Origin of the sequence: Acinetobacter sp. yr461 (assembly GCF_900110445.1) — a bacterium.
Taxonomy (GTDB): domain Bacteria; phylum Pseudomonadota; class Gammaproteobacteria; order Pseudomonadales; family Moraxellaceae; genus Acinetobacter; species Acinetobacter calcoaceticus.
Window position 1 is genome coordinate 68090 of sequence record NZ_FODU01000007.1, and the last position, 16703, is coordinate 84792.

Genomic DNA, 16703 nt, shown 5'->3' on the forward strand with positions numbered 1-16703 from the left:
TGACCAAGATTAGAATGCTTAAGCATTCTAATCTTCTATTTAAATGGATTGATCTGACATTGATAAGCTCTTTTGATGATTTTTATTATTTCTATTTGGTCGTAAAACACGGCGGCTTTAGTGCGGCCAGCGAAGCCGAAAACATTAGCAAATCAAAGCTCAGCCGACGTATTATTGACCTTGAAAATAAATTTAATGTGAGCCTGATTCAAAGAACAACTCGCCATTTTAAAGTGACCGATTTGGGCCAAGAGTTTTATGAGGAATGCTGCAAAGTTATTGCTCAGGTTGAATGTGCAGAAAACGTTTTGTTAAAGCAAAAAAGCGAACCTCAAGGGTTGGTAAAAGTGAGTTGCCCACCGCTTATGATGCATTTTCAAATTAGAAAAATTTTAAATCAGTTTTTAAAAACCTACCCTAAAGTTGAAATATCACTCGAGCTTACAAGCCGTCGAGTAGATATTTTGCATGATGACATCGACCTTGCCATTCGGACCAATTTCGAACCCAATGAAGACTCGAATTTAATTGTTCGTGATGTGATTAAAACTGACCATTGTCTAGTTGCTGCGCCTGAATTGCTCCAAGGTCGTACGATTGAACATTATTCAGAATTACAGGACTTTCCAAGTATTAGTTTGGGTACTCAAAAGCAAAATTATATCTGGCATTTATGCAATATCCGTAATGGCGAATCGGTTGATGTGCCTTATCAACCACGAATAAAAAGTAATGACTTGGCAGGTGTCTATTATGCCGTTATGGATGGTTTAGGAATTGCAGACCTTCCCTTTTTAACCGTTGAATCTGAAATTCGTAAAGGCAAACTTATTCATATTCTTCCTGACTGGAAATCGAATATTGGCATGCTACAACTGGTTTATGTGTCTAGAAAAGGCCAGCGTCTTGTGGTCGAGAAACTCATTGAAACGCTGATTGGAGAACTTCGACGTTTGCCTGAAAGCACTCAAGGTTATTCATTTTCATAATGCATTGAGTACTTCTTTTAGTAGAGCACAGATGCATTCTGTTTAAGTCCTTTAAACTTTTCTACAAGAAAATCAATTAACAACTTTACTGAAGGCAACAATCCACGCCTGCTTGTATACACCAAATGAATCATTTCAGGAGGAAATTGCCATTCAGGCAATACATTCACGAGTGTTCCTTTAGCCAGATCTTCATAGACCACAAGTTCTGGTAATTTTGCTACTCCTAATCCTTGTAATGTGGCGTTTCTTAAAGCTGTTAAATCTGTAGTGGTGAACCGAGGATGACATTTGACTGTGGCTTCTTGTTGGTCTTGAGAATAAAGATGCCATGCATATTCGGGTGCAAAAGTTTCCATCATTAAAATCGGCCAATCGGCTAATTGCTCAGGTCGTGAGATTGAAAAATATCGACTGGTTAAGTTGGGGCTAGCAACAACAAACTGCCTCGCCAAAGCCAGCTCACGAACAATAGAATCACTATCAGGCAAAGGTAAAGGCCGAATTCGAATGGCCAAATCAAATCTTTCATCAATCAGGTCGACTCTTCGGTTTGTCGCCTCTACATGTAGTTTAATTTTAGGATAAAGCGCCAGAAACTCATTGAGCATTTCACTTACATTAATGTGCAGCAAGTTTGTTGGACAAGACAATTTAATTAGGCCACGTGGTTCCGCTGTTAAATATTCAATCGCCTCTTCTGCTGCCTCTGCTTCAATCAGCATTGCCTTACAGTGCTGGTAATAAATCTTGCCGACCTCTGTAATCGAGACTTGGCGGGTTGTTCTATTGAGTAACTTCACGCCAAGCCGATTTTCTAGCTCTGCCATACGTCGGCTTAATAAAGACTTGGTCACCATCAGCTCGTGACTCGCAGCCGAAAAACCACCGCAATCAATAATCTTTACGAAAAAAAAGAGGTCATTTAAGTCTTTCATTTTGCAATCCTCATATTAATCACAGTGTATTTCAGCAAGCTGAATATAAAACATACCATGTTGTTCTTTATGCATGACAATGATTTCTATTTTAGATATTTTTCGCCATTTATCCTATTTGTAATATGAATTACACCCTCATCAAAGAGCACATAACAATGACAACTCCAGCAAACTTCAATGGTCAGCGTCCAGTCATCGATCCAGATGATTCAGTCATGCTTTTGATCGATCATCAAAGTGGTCTATTTCAAACTGTAGCAGACATGCCAATGACCGAATTACGTGCCCGTGCAGCAGCATTGGCTAAAATCGCAAGCTTGTCGAATATTCCAGTGATTACAACCGCTTCTGTTCCACAAGGTCCAAATGGCCCCCTTATTCCTGAAATTCACGCAAATGCACCTCATGCACAGTATGTTGCCCGTAAAGGTGAAATCAATGCTTGGGACAACCCTGAATTTGTTGCCGCAGTAAAGGCTACTGGTCGTAAGACTCTTATTATTGCAGGGACAATTACCAGCGTTTGTATGGCTTTTCCAGCAATTAGTGCGGTTGCAGAAGGATATAAAGTTTTTGCAGTGGTTGATGCTTCAGGAACTTATAGCAAAATGGCGGAAGAAATTACGTTAGCGCGTGTTGTGCAAGCTGGTGTAGTTCCTATGGATACGGCAGCAGTTGCTTCTGAAATTCAAAAAACATGGAATCGAGATGACGCACTTGAATGGGCACAAGTTTATACTCAAATTTTCCCTGCCTATCAGCTACTGATTGAAAGCTATACCAAAGCTCAAGAAGTGATTAAAAATAGCGAAGTTTTAGATTCAGCACTCTAAGTCCAGATCTTATCTAAAAAAAACCGGTCATGAATGGGCATGACCGGTTTTTGTGAAACATCACATACAGCATAGCTGCATGTTTTCGTTCAGAACAAAACGAACTCGCTTTGTTCCTTACTCAGATAAGTCTACGCAGAGATATTTCATTTCAACATATTCTTCAATGCCGAATTTTGAACCTTCGCGGCCTAGACCAGACTGTTTTACACCACCAAACGGAGCAACTTCATTTGAAATTGCGCCCGTGTTAATGCCGACCATACCGTACTCAAGTGCCTCACCAACGCGCCATTGACGAGCTGTGCTTTGAGTAAACAAATAAGCAGCTAAACCGAACTCGGTATCGTTCGCCATTGCCACTGCTTCATCTTCAGTTTTAAAGCGGAAGAGTGGTGCAAGTGGACCAAAGGTTTCTTCTTTTGACACTTTCATGTCTTGCGTTACGCCAGTTAAAACTGTTGGTTCAAAGAATGTGCCACCAAGTGCCGAGCGTTGACCACCAATACGAATTGTTGCTCCTTTCTCAGTTGCATCTGCAATATGAGACTGAACTTTTGCAATCGCATCTTCATCAATTAAAGGCCCTTGAGTTGAACCTTCTTGGCGTCCATCACCAACTTTAAGCTTAGACACCGCTTCAACCAAACGCTCTGCCAATGCATCATAAATACCGTCTTGAACATAAATACGGTTAGCGCACACACAGGTTTGACCGCTGTTGCGATATTTGCTTGCCATAATGCCCTGAACTGCTTGTTCAAGATTGGCATCGTCAAAAACCACAACTGGTGCATTACCACCTAGCTCGAGTGAAAGCTTTTTAATGGTTGGCGCACATTGTTGCATCAAGATACGGCCAACTTGGGTTGAACCGGTAAAGCTTAACTTACGAACGATATCGCTTTCACATAAGGTTTTGCCCACTTCAACCGCATCACCACTAATATTAATTAAAACATCAGCTGGTAAGCCTGCTTGTAATGCCAAAACTTCAAGTGCATAAGCTGTTAACGGCGTTTGCTCTGCTGGCTTAACCAACATTGAACAACCCGCAGCAATTGCCGGACCTGCTTTACGCGTAATCATGGCAGCTGGGAAATTCCACGGCGTAATTGCAGCAGTGACACCAATCGCTTGTTTAATTACTAAAAGACGTTGGTTTGGCAAGGTTGGTGTTAAAACCTCACCATCAACACGGCGAGCTTGCTCAGCAAACCAGCGGATGAATGATGCTGCATAACCAATTTCACCGCGTGCTTCAGCCAATGGCTTGCCTTGTTCAGCCGTTAAAATCTGTGCCAGATTTTCTTTGTGCTCAAGCATGAGGTTGTACCATGCCAATAACACATCAGCGCGAGCCAAGGCAGTTTGCTTTTTCCAAGCAGCTTGCGCTTTTGCTGAACGGTTAATTGCGGCTTCAACCCCTGCGCGGTCATAGGTTTTCACCCATGCCAAAGTTTCACCCGTAGCAGCATCATTTACCTCGATATAATCATTTGATGCAGGCGCTTCTAATGAAATATCAGGATGTTTTAATAAATACTGCAAATTGTTTTGAATCATGCAGATTGCTCCATTGCTTTTGCACTACCTGCCTTGAGTGTCGCAAAACCTTGTTTCAGGATATCAAGGCCTTGACGGAATTGCTCAGCAGGAATGGTTAATGGATATAAGAAACGAATTACATTACCGTATTTACCACAAGTAAGAAGTAACAACCCGTTTTCCATTGCATAGTTTTGTACAACTTTTGCTTGCTCAGCAGTTTCTAGTTCTACTGCAACCATTGAACCTAATGCACGAATATCAGTCACTACATTGCCTGTTGCTTGCTGAATGTCTTTAAGTGAAACAACCAACTCAGCGCCTAGCTCATTTGCACGGTCGCATAAGTTTTCTTCTTCAATCGCATCAATCACTGCGTGCGCAGCAGCAACCGCAATCGGACTACCTGCGTAAGTACCACCTAATCCACCTGGGTTTGGTGCATCCATCACTTCTGCACGACCAACCACACCCGAAATTGGGAAACCACCACCTAAGCTTTTCGCCATCGTGATCAGGTCAGCTTTAGTCTCATAATGGTTCATTGCAAACAATTTACCAGTACGTGCAAAACCAGACTGAACCTCATCTGCTACCAATAAAATACCGTGCTTGTCACAAATAGCGCGTAAACGTTTTAAGAACTCAGCTGGCACAACATGAAAGCCGCCTTCACCTTGTACTGGCTCAAGCACAATCGCTGCAACATCATGTGGTGCAATATCTTCACTGAAAATATCTTCAACGCTTTCAATTGCCGCGTCTACTGAAATACCTTTTGCAGGCACAGGGTAACGTGCGTGGAACACACCAGCTGGCATCACACCAAAATCACGTTTGTAAGGCGCAGTTTTACCTGTCATTGCCATCGTCATGAATGAACGACCATGGAAACCATTACCAAAAGTGATAATGCCGTGACGACCAGTGTAACAACGGGCAATCTTCACCGCATTTTCAACTGCTTCTGCACCTGTTGTGAAAAAAGCAGACTTGGCAGGTCCTGCAATTGGTGCACGCTCATTAATACGCTCAGCTAAAGCGACATAGCTCTCATAAGGAGTTACTTGATAGGCAGTATGAGTAAATTTAGTGAGTTGTTCAGTTACCGCTGCAATCACTTTAGGGTGGCGATGGCCTGTATTTAAAACCGCAATACCACCAGCAAAGTCGATAAATTGATTGCCTTCCTTGTCCCAAAGCGTGGCGTTTTCAGCTTTTTCCGCATACCACTGACACATCACGCCTACACCACGTGGAGTTGCTTGCTGTTTACGTGCGTTAAGTGCAGAATGTTGATTATCCATTTGATTCCCTCATATTTTCATCATCAGTTGCAGCTTTGGTTTTTACATCCTGTGCTTAATTTTCAGGGTGCTTTACAACAACTGCCTATGCATGTAATTTCGCTCGTCTGGCGGCAACTGACGAGAGCCATTTTTTAACTGTAGGAGAGAGCCAATTGCGTAGTTTACTTGGAGATCATTTGTTACAACGGCTCCAACAGGACATCGAGGGTAAACTCCATCAGCGACTTTTTCGTTGTCTACGCGCTGCCATTATTGATGGAGTGGTTCAACCAAAAACGCGCTTGCCCGCTTCACGGGATTTGGCCAGTGAAATTCATGTTTCGAGAAATACAGTTCTTACTGCCTACGAACAACTACAAGCTGAAGGCTACTTAGAAGCACGGACAGGCCATGGCACCTGGGTTGCAGAGAAACTACCCGAAAGCTTTTTAAATACAAAAAATGAAAAAAAGAACACTAATATTCATAAGGTTCAAAACTCTTATGCGCTATCGCAACGTGGTTCAAATTTATTAGGCTATGCAGCAGCCTCTCCACATCAATGGGGGGCATTTGTACCAGGAGCTCCTGACGTTACCGAGTTTCCACATCATATTTTTAGTCGTATTCAAGCAAAATTAAGCCGTGAGCCAGACATTAACCGCCTTATCTATAGCAACGCGGGCGGATGTATTGAACTTCGAAGTGCATTGGCAGACTACTTACGGGTTGCCCGTTCAGTCCAGTGCGATGCCGACCAGATTATTATTACCGAAGGTATTCACCAAGCGATTGATTTAGTCTCACGTGCGCTCAGTGACATTGGTGACCGGATCTGGATTGAAGATCCAGGCTATTGGGGAATGCGTAATACTTTACGTATTAATGGCGTTGATATTCAACCCATGCCAGTCGATGCCGAAGGCATTATCCCCGAAGAAAATCCGGTTAAACCACCTAAACTCATTTTTGTCACTCCCTCACATCAATATCCACTCGGTTCACATTTAAGCCTAGATCGCCGACGCAAATTGATTGAGATTGCCCGCCAGCACAATAGCTGGATTGTAGAAGATGATTACGACAGCGAATTCCGTTTCTCAGGCCAGCCGTATCCATCTTTACAAGGTTTAGAAAATGATGCGCCTGTGCTGTACATGGGCACGTTCAGCAAAACCATTTATCCATCTTTAAGAATTGGCTATTTGGTGGTGCCTAAGCCGCTCTTTTCACCCTTACGGATTGTGGCAGCTGAACTGTATCGTGGTGGGCATTTGCTCGAACAAAAAGCTTTAGCTGAATTTATTCGTGAAGGTCATTACGAGGCACATATTCGTCGTATGCGTCTGCTCTATGGCAAACGGCGTGATTACTTGGTGAGCCTGATTAAACGCTATCTAGGGCCTGAATTTATCCACGAATACGATGAAGCAGCAGGGTTACATCTGGTTTTAAAACTACCAAACTCTTGCGATGATGTCGCGATTGCAGCGACCGCGCTCGAACGTGGTGTCAAAGTTCGCCCACTTTCACAGTATTACATGCAATCACATGCCCACGCGCAACGTGGGTTGCTCATGGGCTTTGCCTGCGTCAATGAAAAAGACATGGTGATGGCTTTTGGTGTCCTACTCCAGTGCTTACGTGAAGCAGGTGTATCAACCCTCAATTAATTCTTTTTTCTGCCCCCAATCAATAAAAAAGAGCCTCATAAAGAGGCTCTTTTGGTTTCTAAAATATTAAACTAACTTTTCTTCTTGAGTATGAGTGAGATGGGTCGTTCTACGGTCTTTACCCCAACCCAGTTTTTCCGACAATATTCCAAAGAACACAATAATACCGAACAATGCTGTGGTGTAAATTACTTCTTTGAAATATGTGCCTTCAATCAGCATGGTGAGAATTGCCCCAATAATTGCAAAGATCACCACATAAGTCAGATAAGGGAACATCCACATTTTAAAGTCAATTTTCACCCCTTCAGCTTCTAGTTTTTTACGCATACGAAGTTGAGAGTAAGCAATGGTCAGGTACACATACAATGTTGCCGCGCCAGTCGTTAGCATAAAAAAGTCATAAACATCCATACTCTTGGTTGCAGTTAAAATCACGGCAATCACAGAGAAAAAGCATGACACAATCACACCAACCCACGGGCTGCTTTTACTGTTCACAGAACCAAAACTTTTCGGTGCATCACCACGTTTAGCTAATGAGAACAACATACGTGAACACGTGTAAAGTGCTGAGTTAAAACAGCTACATACCGACGTTAACACCACAAAATTTACAATATGGCGAGCCCCCGGAATACCAAGTGCACTTAACGTTACGCTATAGGTTCCCCAAGTCGAATCTTTCAAAAGTTCATTGTTGTGAGGAATTAAACATACCGCGACAAACATTGATCCCACATAGAACAAAATAATTCGCCAAACTACTGAGTTAGAAGCTTTACGAATTTCTTTAGAGGGATTTGCCGATTCTGCTGCCGCTACAGTAACAATTTCAGCACCAATATAGGCAAACATGACCCCAAGCAAGGCGGTAATGACTGATGATCCTCCATTTGGCATAAAGCCTTGAGAGGTTAAGTTACTAATACCAGAAGCAGCCGGATTACCCCAAGGCCATAAATGCATGATGGCTAAACTACCGATCACAAGGAAAATAACAATCGCGATAACTTTAATGAGCGCAAACCAGAACTCAAATTCGCCATAGTTTTTCACGTTTTGTAAATTGACTGCGACCAATGCGACAATGACCACGACCATATAGGCCCAGATTGGTATAAATGGGAACCAATTATTTAGAATTTTACCTGCCACATAGGCTTCCCACCCCATGAGCATTGCGAGAGTACACCAGTACAACCAGCCAATTGAAAAGCCTGCCCAACGACCAATCGCGCGGTCTGCATAAGTTGAGAAAGAGCCACTGTCTGGGTTTAAAACGGCCATCTCGCCTAACATCCGCATGATGAACCAAACGAGTAGACCACCTAAAGCATAAGTTAGAAAAACAACAGGGCCCGTATTGTAAATAATGCTACCTGAGCCCACGAATAGAGAACCACCAATAACCCCTGCAATTGAGATCATCGTTAGGTGGCGTGATTTAAGTCCATGTTTTAAACTTTGGGAGTGATTGGCTTCAGAACCACTTTGATGAGCTGCCATATCATTTTCCTTAATATATGGAGGATATCGGCCAATCTCGGAAATCCTCCGAAGCCAACTATATCCCCTAAAAATTTAGCCGTTTTGCCCAATTCCTAAAACAGAAAATTCACTGAGCTTATCCGGCGCTTCCGTATGCATACTTCCAATGGCTTTAATTTGTCGTTTCGGCCCTGAAGAAACGAGAGCCATTTTTGTAATAAAAGAGAGAGCCAATTGCAAAATTTATACGCAAAATTGGCTCTTTTTAGATTGCATGTGGGTAATTGGTTTTTATTTTTTATTTTAAAAATGAATAAGTTTTACTTTAATTAGATTGGAATTATTTAGTTTTGCTCAGAAATTAATAAAGCTTTTGTCCCTTTTTCTAAAGCTCTGAATATATGTTTCTGGTCAGCAGGGTAACAAATATAGTCTCCAACACTGAGTTCAACGGCCTCATCAATTAGACCAACCAGAGCCTTACCTTCCACCACAATAATATGCTCCACAGAACCAACGGGGTGTGGCTCTGAAAGACGGTCTTCACCTGGCTCAACAATGAGTAAATAAACATCTCGACGCGCATGTGGCGGACAAGTCGCCAACAAAATCGCTTTGTAATTGGCAATTTCAGAGCTAACGGTTGGACCATCTCCACAACGAATCACTTGCACCTGATTGCTTGGCTCTTCCATCAAACGCGCAAAAGGAATATTTAGTGCAACACAAAGTGCCCATAAGGTTTCAATGCTTGGGTTACCTTGCCCCGCCTCTAATTGTGAAAGAGTAGATTTTGCAACGCCTGCACGACGAGCAACCTCTGCCAAAGAAAGCCCTGCTCTTTGGCGTTCACGGTTTAAACCTTTGGCAATAATTTCAATTGGCTGAGACATTCACCACATCCGTTCTATAAAAAAAACGATCGTTCGTTTTGACAAAACAATCAGACTTATTCATTATAATGGAAAATCGTTCGTTATATCATACTATGACCACCTACTCTCTCATTAAGAAACTTAGTAAAGACACTACCCGCTCGATTTTCTTTGTGTGTCTAGCGACGAGTGTCGTTGGTATGTCTTTAGGTTCACTCGCAGCAAGCTATGGCTTAGCGCTCTGGATCCCGCTTTGTCTATCAATATTTGTGCTCGCAGGAACTGCTGAATTTATCTTTATTGGTTTTTTAGCGGTAGGTGGCAGCCCGATTGCTGCTGCAATTGCAGGACTATTGGTCAATTTACGGCATTTACCTTTTGGAATTGCGGTTAATGAACTAATCAGAGGTAAATTCTCTCGATATTTCGGGGCTCATATCATGAACGATGAAAGCGTTTTGTTTGGCATGGCACAGCCTGATTTTGAGACTAAAAAAGCTGCTTACTGGTTATGTGGTATAGGCATCATGCTGAGCTGGCCTCTCGGTGTAACGGCGGGTTATTTTATTGGAACCGCTATTCCAGACCCAAAAACATTTGGTCTAGATGCCATTTTCCCTGCCATTTTAATTGCACTTACTTTTAATGCTTTAAAGAATAAATCTACTCGAAAAGCTGCATTTGCCGGATCAACTTTGGCACTGATTACCACACCCTTTTTGGCCTCAGGACTTCCAATTCTGATTTCACTTTTTGGCTTAATATTTGGTAGAAAAAAATGAATCAACAATTACTCATTATTTTGGGCATAGGCTTGCTTGCTCTTGGGACTTACAGCATCCGTTTTGCTGGTTTTCACTTAGGTGCCAAATTTACTTTTTCCGAAAAATATCAAGTTTTATTGTCAAATGGTGCAACTGTTTTGCTATGCGCTATTGCGGTGACGACTACATTTTTTGAAGGACAACATTTCGCTGGATTCGCGCGTATATTGGGTGTTGGATTTGCGCTTTTATTAGTTTGGAAAAAAGTACCCCTGTTATTGGTGATTTGCTTAGCAGCGGCTGGCACGGCCCTGATACGTTTACTCGGAATTGAGTAATAAAAAAGGCGAGATAAACTCGCCTTTTTTAAAATTTTGTACAAGTTAGAACGGTAAATCGTCGTCTAAATCTGCTGGTGCAGAAGCTGGTTGCTGTGGCGCTTTTGGAGCAAAACCACCACCTTGCGGGCTGTTGCCACCATTACCAAAACCAGCTGGGTTGCTACCATAACCGCCGCCACTATTTTGGTTATAACCACCGCCTTGGTTATTATTATTTTGATAACCATTGCCACCTTGTTGAGGTGCATTAAAACGTGGTTGGTTAAAATCATTGCCGCCAGCGAACCCTTGTTCACCTTGTTGACGACCATCTAACATTTGCATCTGTTCGCCACGAATTTCTGTTGTATAGCGCTCTTGGCCATTTTGATCAGTCCACTGACGCGTACGTAATGAACCTTCAATATAAACCTTAGAACCTTTACGTAAAAACTGCTGAGCAATTTCCCCTAAACGGTTATGCAAAACAATACGGTGCCATTCTGTTTGTTCTTTACGCTCACCTGAAGTTTTATCGGTCCAAGCTTCACTTGTCGCGATTGAAAATTGAGTCAGCGAACCCCCATTTGGAAAAGTTTTTGTTTCAGGATCACGACCCAAAGTACCAACCAAAATAACCTTATTTACACCACGCATTAGCTGTCTTCATCCTATACATTTCTATGTTTTACTTTATAAGAGTTATGCTTAAATGGCTACCTCTTTACCGAACAACTGCGTTAAATCACGTCGCGCAGCCTCATCAAGAGTCTGTTTATCGACTTTAATATAAGCAACTTGCTGGTCAGGCATCACCACAACTTCTTCTATACCACGAATTGCCAATAGCTGTGTGGTCCACTCATTCACCTGTTGCACTTGCGGCAATGGCAACACAATCGATGACAAATACCGCGGCTGAGCTAAACCAAAACTAATTAGCAACCATATTATAGCAATCCCTGTTAAGACACTCCATCCAATCGCAGTATTATGTAACATCAATAATTGACCACCTAGTGTGCCACCAAAAAAAGCACCTAAAAACTGACTACTGGCATTTACACCCATAGCGGTTGCTTTTGACTGGATTGGAGCACATTTTGATAACCACGATGGCAATAATGCTTCCATCACATTAAACGCAATAAAGAAAATACCTAGGCCTGCGAGTAATACATATTTTGATTGATAGCCAAATATGAGTAACAGCAAACCTGCAATAATCCCTGTAATTGCCGTTAAGAAAATTCCTCGCATTTTGCGATATTTTTCAGCCACGATAATGCTTGGAAACGCAAAGAACAGACTAATTACTAACAGCGGCAGATACACCAGACCATGACTTGCTAAAGGAATATGTGCAAACTCGATGAGCTGTGAAGGCACATAAATAAACATGGCGGTAAGCAGTAAGTGCAGTGCAAAAACCGAGACATGCAAACGGTTTAAATCGCCCATTTGAATGACTTGCTTAAGCTGAGCCATGTAGCCTTGCTTATAATTACGATGATGACGAGTCACTTTAGGTACAAGCAATAGCATCAAAATCGCGATTAAGCCCATAATTGTCGTGACAAAGAATAGGCCTGAAATACCCACAATGCTTGTGAGCCAAGGTCCAAGACTAAAAGCCACCACAAAAGACAGACCAATACTCATGCCCATAGCGGCCATGGCTTTAGTACGCTGCTCTTCACGTGTGACATCGGCTAAAAGCGCCATGACGACTGCTGAAACAGCACCTGCACCCGCTATGGCACGGCCAATAATCACGCCATAAATCGTGTCAGATAAACCGGCAATTGCACCGCCAAGAGCAAAGAGTAACAAGCCAAGCACCACAAGAGGTTTGCGGCTAAAACGGTCAGCAAGTAAGCTAAATGGAATCTGTAAGATCGCCTGACTTAAACCATAGACACCCACAGCCAAACCAATGAGTGCTGGAGTTGCATATTGATATGACTGCCCGACTACAGAAAAGACAGGAATAATCATGAACAAACCCAACATGCGTAGCGCAAAAATACTACTTAAGGCAAAAGTTGAGCGACGTTCCAAAGCATTCATCATATCAATACACGTTTATCAAACTAGGCAAATTATAAGCCGATTCGTTTCTAAAAATACGGGACACCTTATTTAAATTAACGATTTCAGCTTAAAAAAATAAAGAGGCATTTAGCCTCTTTATTCTAAACATCTTTACTGAAAATTAGCTTAAGACGAGTGTGGATGGCGTTTACTATATTGAATTGAAGCAAATACAGCCCAAACAATAAATGCTACACCAATTAAACCTGTTACCACTTCCGGTACGTGTACGCCTGTACCACTTGCAATCATAATGAATGCTAAAGCACCAATTGCATAATGTGCACCATGTTCTAAGAACACATAAGCATCTAGCGTGCCTTTTTCAACAAGATAAACTGTCATTGAACGGACAAAAATAGCACCAATAGCAAGACCAAGCATAATCACGACAACATCGCTGGTAATTGCAAATGCACCAATCACACCGTCAAAACTAAAAGATGCATCTAACACTTCTAGATATAAGAAGCCACCGATACCTGCTTTAACCACACCAGAAGCAGCACCTGATCCATCTTTCATAACGGCGTTGCCATCTTCATCAATTTCAGGTTCACCGCCTAACATATGGCTTAATACTTCTACACCAATATAAACCACGATGCCCCAAATACCTGCCATAGTCACAACAAGGCGCTGCGACTCATCAACATTTGCTGCCATAATTAACATTGCAATGAGAGCAATAAAAACAGACATTGCAGGTACGCTAGCTAAGCTAGAAAGTTTAGCTTCAAGCCATCTGAACCAATGCGTTTCTTTTTCCTCATCAAAGAAGAAGTTTAAGAAAACCAATAATAGGAATGTTCCACCAAAAGCTGAAATCTCGGCGTGGTGGGCCATTAAACGTTCAGAATACGTTTTTGGATCGTTGAGTGCCAATTTAGCCACTTCAATCATTCCCATATCCGCAGTCACGGCAACAATCGCCACTGGGAAAATTAAACGCATACCAAAAACGGCGATTAAAATACCAACCGTCAAAAACAGCATTTTCCAGAAAGGATCCCAATTACGTAGAACCGATGCATTCACGACAGCATTGTCAAAAGATAAAGAGACCTCCATTACAGCTAAAATGGCTGTAATCGTTAAAGCTTTAAGCATGGTAGACACGCCTGCTTCAGGTCCATGGGTAAAACCCCAATAAGCGGATAGCGCTAAACACACCACCGTAAAAAATATCGAAAATCGGAAATGCTTCATGGATCAGACCTATACCAAGAACTAAATTTAATCTTTCTTAAAACCGTGGCTATTATATCGATAATTAACCACAAAACGATGTTGTTTTGTGCCGTTATTCCCTTTACTTTATCTCTCTGTTTAATAAAGAAATTTATATTTTTTAATTAACTTATTAATCGTATTAAATATTTTTCTAAGATATATCTATCATTATTATTTTTGTATTTTAAAATTGATTTAAAATCTGATTCAGCTGTCTTATTTTAAATGGAATGATTTTATGCTTTTTTCTCAAGAACTCTGGCAACGTAATTTAAATTTATATCAAAAAATTCTAGCCCTGCCTTTTAATCAGGAACTTGCCAGTGGAACTTTAGATAAAGAAGCGTTTTGTCATTATGTTATTCAAGATGCTCAATATCTCGTTGCTTATGGCCGCGTTTTAGCCGTTGCAGCAGCAAAAGCTTTTGAAGCTGACGATATTATGCAATTTTCAGATGCAGCCAAAATTGCGATTGTGGTTGAACGCAGTTTGCATGATGACTTCATGAAAAATTTTGGTGTGACCAAAGAAGAATTTAAAAATACGCCATTAACTTTGGCCGGCCACCATTACACTTCATTTTTAACCGCAACTGCTTGGTCTGAAAGTTATCCTGTTGTGCTGGCAGCACTTTTACCGTGCTTCTGGATTTATGCCGAAGTCGGTAAAGACATTGTAAACAAATCAATTCCAAACAACCCATATCAAGCGTGGGTTGATACCTATGCTGGCGAAGAGTTTCATACGGCGGTACGTAACGTCATTGCGACAGTTGATAAAGTTGCCGCTCGTTGCGATGCTGATACGTTAGAGAAAATGCATGCCGCGTACACCATGGGTGCAAAACTTGAGTGGTTATTTTGGGATAGCGCCTACCACCAAAGACAATGGTTAGGTTTAGATCATATTTAAAACTTCAAAAGAATCGGTCAGATGGTTCAATACTCTGATCGATTTTCAATAAAATGCGAGACAGATATGTATATCGGCGAATTAGCATCTTTAACTGGAGCTACTCCTAAAGCCATTCGGCATTATGAGAAATTAGGCTTGCTACCTGTGGCAAAAAGAAAGGGAAATTATCGTATTTATGAAGAGATTGATGTTAAATCAGTTAAGATGATCCGCCTTGCACAAGCTGTTGGATTTAGTCTTTCTGAGCTTTATGACCTGTCAGCTTTAAAATATAAAAATAATCGATTTCCTGTAGAAGTTGCACAACAGCTCATTCAGAAAAAGAATCAACAAATTATTGAGCAAAAAGCAGCGTTAACCCGTTTACAACAAGATTTAAAGCAACTTGAGAATGAGATTATTGATACTTATATTATCAATAAGATTTCGGCTTAAAATAGCTCATTAAAATTTGAAATAGCTTTCAAAATTAGTGCTTGACTCTGACCTTAGGGTAAAGGTTTATCGTAATGACTTCGTTTATTACGGATAAATAAAATGAGCGCTCATCTTTCTACATTTAAAAATTCAACAGCATTAATTACAGGAGCATCTTCAGGAATAGGCAAAGCCTATGCTCAAAAACTTGCATCTTTAGGGATTCATTTAATTTTGACTGCACGCTCCGAACAAAAGCTGAATGATTTAGCTGATGAACTTAGAAAAAAATATAACGTAAATGTTGAGGTTATCGTTTTAGATTTAGCTCAATTCAATTCAGCTCAAACCTTATTTGATGAAGTGCAGGCTAGAAAATTATCGGTAGAGATTTTAATTAACAACGCAGGATTTGGAAAATGGACTAAATTCCTAGATCAATCTGTATCTACCTATCAAGAAATGATAACGCTGAATATCAGCAGCGTGACGTCTTTATGTTATTTATTCTTGCCTCACATGCTTGCTAACAAAAAAGGCATCATGATTAATATTTCATCGACAGGTGCATTCCAGCCTCTTCCTTATATTGCTGTTTATGGGGCAAGTAAATCTTACGTATTACAATTTACTGAGGCGCTGGCAGGAGAATATTCATCTTCAGGCGTTAAATTTTTGGCAGTTTGTCCGGGCAATACGGAAACCAATTTTACTCAGGTCGCTAATGCCGATACCAGCGGTATGAAAAGCTCTACAGTCGACGATGTTGTATCTGCAACAGTTGCAGCATTAGATAAAAATAAACCAACTCTTGTTGTAGGTTGTAGCAACTATTTAACGTCTCAGCTGCCTCGAATTCTTTCTCGCAAAAAGATGATCAATTTAGTTGAAGGGATGCTCAGAACCCGCGTTATCGATCCGTCATAAAGCTAGTTCAATTTAAAAGATTAAGGGCTATCTCTTAATCTTTTAATGCTGAAATAGTTGCCAGCCATAAATTAAACCTGCCGCGGCAACTACCCAACACAATGTTGCCAAACCTAGACACGACCACATCGACAGACGCGTTGCAAGTACATAGACCGCCACTAAATAAATGGCGTAAGGAATAAGTGACCATAGGCCAAACAGAGCTGTTTTCTGTAAAGCCTCAGCTCCTTTTTGCTGATAAACAATCACATGGGCAATCAAAGCGAATGTAGGAAAAAGCGGGACTAAACCTGCAATATAAAATGCCTTACTTTTCGATAAAATCGAAATGATGAGGACAACCCCAGCCCCCAACATACATTTTAAAAATAACGCCCACATGCGCTTATC

17 protein-coding genes are annotated in these 16703 nt (G+C 41.3%); 8 read left to right on the forward strand and 9 right to left on the reverse strand.

What is annotated here, in order from left to right; translation table 11 throughout:
* The first annotated feature begins 14 nt into the window (after nt 1-14).
* Complete coding sequence (locus BMW38_RS12010; RefSeq protein WP_092708354.1) at nt 15-989, forward strand: LysR substrate-binding domain-containing protein; 975 nt, start codon at nt 15-17, stop codon at nt 987-989.
* A 17-nt stretch (nt 990-1006) separates the two neighbouring features.
* Here BMW38_RS12010 and BMW38_RS12015 read toward each other — a convergent pair whose 3' ends face one another.
* Complete coding sequence (locus BMW38_RS12015; protein WP_092708357.1) at nt 1007-1927, reverse strand: LysR substrate-binding domain-containing protein; 921 nt, start codon at nt 1925-1927, stop codon at nt 1007-1009.
* Between the two features lie 158 nt (nt 1928-2085).
* On the opposite strand from BMW38_RS12015, the gene BMW38_RS12020 reads away from it, so the two are divergent.
* Nucleotides 2086-2763 (forward strand): isochorismatase family protein, encoded by a 678-nt coding sequence (locus BMW38_RS12020; RefSeq protein WP_092708360.1) that lies wholly within the window; start codon nt 2086-2088, stop codon nt 2761-2763.
* Nucleotides 2764-2880: 117 nt separating this feature from the next.
* Here BMW38_RS12020 and BMW38_RS12025 read toward each other — a convergent pair whose 3' ends face one another.
* Nucleotides 2881-4329, reverse strand: coding sequence for an NAD-dependent succinate-semialdehyde dehydrogenase (locus tag BMW38_RS12025; protein WP_092708363.1), 1449 nt, complete (start codon nt 4327-4329; stop codon nt 2881-2883).
* Entirely contained in the window at nt 4326-5618 is a 1293-nt protein-coding gene (gene gabT, locus BMW38_RS12030) for a 4-aminobutyrate--2-oxoglutarate transaminase (protein ID WP_017391017.1), read from the reverse strand. The genes BMW38_RS12025 and gabT overlap by 4 nt, the downstream gene beginning before the upstream one ends.
* A 155-nt stretch (nt 5619-5773) precedes the next feature.
* On the opposite strand from gabT, the gene BMW38_RS12035 reads away from it, so the two are divergent.
* Nucleotides 5774-7273, forward strand: coding sequence for a MocR-like pyridoxine biosynthesis transcription factor PdxR (locus BMW38_RS12035; protein ID WP_005038096.1), 1500 nt, complete (start codon nt 5774-5776; stop codon nt 7271-7273).
* Nucleotides 7274-7339: 66 nt separating this feature from the next.
* On the opposite strand, the gene BMW38_RS12040 is transcribed toward BMW38_RS12035, so the two are convergent.
* Together BMW38_RS12040 and BMW38_RS12045 are read right to left on the reverse strand one after the other, a co-directional pair.
* Nucleotides 7340-8782 (reverse strand): amino acid permease, encoded by a 1443-nt coding sequence (locus tag BMW38_RS12040; RefSeq protein ID WP_005044197.1) that lies wholly within the window; start codon nt 8780-8782, stop codon nt 7340-7342.
* 326 nt (nt 8783-9108) lie between these two features.
* Entirely contained in the window at nt 9109-9657 is a 549-nt protein-coding gene (locus tag BMW38_RS12045; protein ID WP_005044199.1) for a helix-turn-helix domain-containing protein, read from the reverse strand.
* Nucleotides 9658-9725: 68 nt separating this feature from the next.
* Here BMW38_RS12045 and BMW38_RS12050 point away from each other — a divergent pair, with 68 nt between their 5' ends.
* On the forward strand, nt 9726-10421 hold the full coding sequence (locus tag BMW38_RS12050) for an AzlC family ABC transporter permease (RefSeq protein ID WP_092708366.1): 696 nt from the start codon (nt 9726-9728) through the stop codon (nt 10419-10421).
* Nucleotides 10418-10741: an AzlD domain-containing protein gene (locus BMW38_RS12055; RefSeq protein WP_092708369.1), complete on the forward strand. Its 324-nt coding sequence runs from the start codon at nt 10418-10420 to the stop codon at nt 10739-10741. Before BMW38_RS12050 ends, BMW38_RS12055 begins: the two co-directional genes overlap by 4 nt.
* Before the next feature lie 45 nt (nt 10742-10786).
* Here the strand turns inward: BMW38_RS12055 and ssb are convergent, their stop codons facing one another.
* From ssb to BMW38_RS12070, 3 genes are all read right to left on the reverse strand, one after another.
* Nucleotides 10787-11380, reverse strand: coding sequence for a single-stranded DNA-binding protein (gene ssb / locus BMW38_RS12060; RefSeq protein WP_004639902.1), 594 nt, complete (start codon nt 11378-11380; stop codon nt 10787-10789).
* A 51-nt stretch (nt 11381-11431) separates the two neighbouring features.
* A complete protein-coding gene (locus BMW38_RS12065) occupies nt 11432-12796 on the reverse strand; it encodes an MFS transporter (protein WP_092708372.1) in 1365 nt (454 codons plus the stop codon).
* A 147-nt stretch (nt 12797-12943) separates the two neighbouring features.
* Nucleotides 12944-14026 carry a DUF475 domain-containing protein gene (locus BMW38_RS12070; RefSeq protein ID WP_042895695.1) on the reverse strand — a complete coding sequence of 361 codons (1083 nt, stop codon included), beginning with the start codon at nt 14024-14026 and terminating at the stop codon, nt 12944-12946.
* Nucleotides 14027-14288: 262 nt separating this feature from the next.
* Between BMW38_RS12070 and tenA the strand changes: the two genes are divergently transcribed.
* From tenA to BMW38_RS12085, 3 genes are all read left to right on the forward strand, one after another.
* The gene (tenA, locus tag BMW38_RS12075) at nt 14289-14963 is read left to right on the forward strand and encodes a thiaminase II (protein ID WP_092708375.1); all 675 of its coding nucleotides are present in this window, start codon (nt 14289-14291) and stop codon (nt 14961-14963) included.
* A 66-nt stretch (nt 14964-15029) separates the two neighbouring features.
* Nucleotides 15030-15401, forward strand: coding sequence for a MerR family transcriptional regulator (locus BMW38_RS12080; protein ID WP_092708378.1), 372 nt, complete (start codon nt 15030-15032; stop codon nt 15399-15401).
* A 102-nt stretch (nt 15402-15503) separates the two neighbouring features.
* Nucleotides 15504-16310, forward strand: coding sequence for an SDR family NAD(P)-dependent oxidoreductase (locus BMW38_RS12085; protein WP_092708381.1), 807 nt, complete (start codon nt 15504-15506; stop codon nt 16308-16310).
* Between the two features lie 42 nt (nt 16311-16352).
* Here BMW38_RS12085 and BMW38_RS12090 read toward each other — a convergent pair whose 3' ends face one another.
* Entirely contained in the window at nt 16353-16694 is a 342-nt protein-coding gene (locus BMW38_RS12090) for a GlpM family protein (protein ID WP_004639912.1), read from the reverse strand.
* Between the last annotated feature and the right edge of the window lie 9 nt (nt 16695-16703).